The sequence below is a fragment of the Mucilaginibacter sp. genome, assembly GCF_036383575.1.
Taxonomy (GTDB): domain Bacteria; phylum Bacteroidota; class Bacteroidia; order Sphingobacteriales; family Sphingobacteriaceae; genus Mucilaginibacter.
The window spans coordinates 1-2,936 of record NZ_DASVOB010000172.1 but is presented as its reverse complement, the minus strand read 5'-3'; the positions used below and the strand labels follow the sequence as shown (position 1 = coordinate 2,936).

The window sequence follows — 2,936 nt, the reverse complement described above, 5'->3', positions numbered from 1 at the left end:
GATTTGTCAAAGCGGATCTTGCCGTTTTCAACCTCAACCAAAAAGGTTGTATCGTTTAAATCAATGATACGGCCATGAATGCCGGCTGTGGTTATAACCCTGTCGCCTTTTTTCAGTTCTTCAACGTATTTCTTTTGATCTTTTTGTTTTTTAACCTGCGGACGGATCATGAAGAAATAAAATACTACGATGATCAGTACCATTGGCACTAATGATCCGTAGCTGCCCAAGCCGCCTGCTGAGGCTTGTAATAAAATAGTAGCTATCATTTGTTTAAATTAATTGTTATTTTTTTAAAACCTCGCCAATTAAATGCACCATAGTTTCGGCAGGCTGAGTGTTTGCTGTAACGGTTATTTGTTTATCCTGTAAACCGCTTTTACCGGCACTGTTAAACGTAACACTGATCACGCCGCTCTCTCCTGGTTTAACCGGAGCTTTTGGCCAGGTAGGGGTAGTACAGCCACAGGTAGCACGCGCACTGGTAATAATTAAGGGTGATTTACCGGTGTTGGTGAACTTAAAATCGTACGATACCTTATCACCTTCTTTGATCTTGCCAAAATCGTGGCTTTCTTTTTCAAATTTGGCTACCGGTGCATTGGCTGCACTTGCAGCGCTATCGGCGGTAGTTGTTGATGAATTACCGACGGTGCTGCTGTTGCAGGCTGAAAATAACATGCCCGCTGCTACTAAGCTTAAAAATAGTTTTTTCATTTTTTAATATTATTCTATTAAGCCACGGCCTATCTTTTTGATCTTGTTTTCGGCTTTAAGCTCTATTAAAATCTTGTCCAAGATACCGTTTATAAATGAATTACTCTTAGGCGTACTAAACTCTTTTGATATTTCAAGGTACTCGTTTATAGTAACCTTAACCGGGATAGAATTAAAGTTAATGAACTCGGTTATAGCCATTTTCATTAACAGGGTATCCATCATGGCAATACGCTCCGGCTCCCAGTTTTGGGTTTTGGCAGCTATAAGCTCATGGTAAGCGTCATTATACCTGATACTTTGCTGAAACAGGTTTACCACAAACTCACGGTCTTCAACCCAGTTACCGGTAATTTCGGCAAGCTGGTTAAGCTTGTAATCATCATTCGAAAAGTTTTTGAACGTTTTGGCAATAAGTGCTTGTAGGACGTCTTTATCAACAGGCCAGAAAATAAACCTGTCTTCAAAAACCTGCTCGGCCAGTGATGATTTAAGAATAACTTTTTTGAAAATGAATTTAATGATATCCTTATCTGTTTGCAGGGTATCGCCTGTTTTGGCAAGATACTCAGCATACTCTGGTGCGTTTTTAAGGATAATAAAAAGGGATTTGGCAAGTTCTGGCTCAAAGGTCCAGTCAACTTTGTACTTTTTCCAGGCTGTAATGTATTCCTTATTATCATTCAGGCTCAGGATAAACCTGTTAGTGAGGATCTTAAGGTTTGCATTTAAGTCATCTGCGGTGGGGAGGTGTTTGTTTGCGCGTTCCTGTGCGTCATTAGCAGCAAAACTTACTACTTCATTAATTAGCGATAGCATCCAGATGTACATTTCGTAAACCTGGTCTATGCTGCTCAGCATATTTTTTTCAAATAGCTTAACGTCTTTCGTATCCGATTGATGATACGCGTACAGTGCCTGTAATACCTTTACCCGGAGGTGCCTTCTGTTTAACATTTTGTAAGAACGATTTGGTTTGCTTAGTGCAAACGGTTTATATAAAAATTAATTGTTTTAATACGATGATTTTACTTTTCTGATGTCTTCAATGCGTTTTTCAGCTATTTTATTGGCCGCGTTAATAGTTGGAATGTTCTCGGCCTTTGAAAGCTTTAACACATTACGCGTAGCATCGTAAATGTTTTCGGTTAGCTGTAAGGTACGCTTTTTATTAAAATTCATCAACTCCGAATAACCGGTAATAATACCTCCCGCATTGATCACATAATCAGGGGCGAAAAGCACACCTTTATCAAGCAGCATTTTACCGTGCACATTTTCATCAAGCAGCTGGTTATTGGCCGAACCGGCAATAATACCGCATTTTAATTTGGCAATGGTTTGTGTATTCACAGTACCGCCCATAGCACACGGAGCATAAATATCGGCATCAATATCAAAAATATTATTGTTTGATACTGGCTGCGCGCCATATTTTTTAGAGATCTGGCTTACACGCTCTTCGTTAATATCGCTGGCGTAAACTTTTACGTTTTCGTCCCTTAACAGGCGTACCAGGTTTTCGCCCACATGGCCAATTCCCTGTACAATAACCGATTTACCTGTTAAGCTGTCGCTACCGTACATTTCCCTTACACAAGCCTTAATACCCATCAAAACACCCAAAGCTGTAATAGGCGATGGGTCGCCGCTACCGCCAATGTTTTCAGGAGCGCCGGTAACATGGTTGGTTTCCATCTTAATGTACTCCATATCGCGCGGGTTGGTGCCCACATCTTCGGCAGCAATAAATTCGCCATTAAGGTTTTTGATGAACCGGCCAAATTTGCGCAGCAAAGCTTCATTCTTGTCCTGGCGCGAATCGCCTATGATTACCGAATAGCCGCCGCCAAGATTAAGGCCAGCGATAGCTGCCTTATAGGTCATGCTTTTTGCTAAACGCAACACGTCATTAAGCGCATCCCCTTCGGTTTTGTACGCCCACATACGCACGCCGCCAAATGCAGGGCCAAGCGTTGTATTGTGAATAGCAATAATAGCTTTGAGATTGGTATCTGGGTCGGTACAAAAAACAACTTTCTTATGCCCGAAAGCGTCAAGCTGGCTAAATATGGATTCCGGTGGATGTTGTTCAGGCATTAGTACTATAAGTAAATGTCTTTAAGCGCACAAAAGTAGAGGTTTTTTTTAATACTGGCAAAGGTAAACGCGCCTTGATTTATAATTGCTTATTGTTTTGAAAAAATATGGGTTGCCGT

4 protein-coding genes are annotated in these 2,936 nt (G+C 41.0%); all 4 read right to left on the bottom strand.

Annotation, left to right across the window (positions count from 1 at the left end; all coding sequences use genetic code 11):
* Positions 1-269, bottom strand: a 269-nt coding sequence (yajC, locus tag VF500_RS06345; RefSeq protein ID WP_330858858.1) for a preprotein translocase subunit YajC, incomplete at its 3' end; no start/stop codon positions are given.
* A gap of 16 nt (positions 270-285) precedes the next feature.
* Entirely contained in the window at positions 286-717 is a 432-nt protein-coding gene (locus tag VF500_RS06340) for a DUF1573 domain-containing protein (RefSeq protein ID WP_330858857.1), read from the bottom strand.
* A gap of 9 nt (positions 718-726) precedes the next feature.
* On the bottom strand, positions 727-1,674 hold the full coding sequence (gene nusB / locus VF500_RS06335) for a transcription antitermination factor NusB (protein ID WP_330858856.1): 948 nt from the start codon (positions 1,672-1,674) through the stop codon (positions 727-729).
* A 57-nt stretch (positions 1,675-1,731) separates the two neighbouring features.
* Positions 1,732-2,817, bottom strand: a complete 1,086-nt coding sequence (locus tag VF500_RS06330; protein ID WP_121231301.1) for a Glu/Leu/Phe/Val family dehydrogenase — start codon at positions 2,815-2,817, stop codon at positions 1,732-1,734.
* Between the last annotated feature and the right edge of the window lie 119 nt (positions 2,818-2,936).

Coding starts and splice junctions, on each gene's coding strand:
- nusB (WP_330858856.1), bottom strand. CDS start 1,674: ATGTTAAACAGAAGGCACCTCCGGGTAAAGGTATTACAGGCACTGTAC.
- VF500_RS06330 (WP_121231301.1), bottom strand. CDS start 2,817: ATGCCTGAACAACATCCACCGGAATCCATATTTAGCCAGCTTGACGCT.
- VF500_RS06340 (WP_330858857.1), bottom strand. CDS start 717: ATGAAAAAACTATTTTTAAGCTTAGTAGCAGCGGGCATGTTATTTTCA.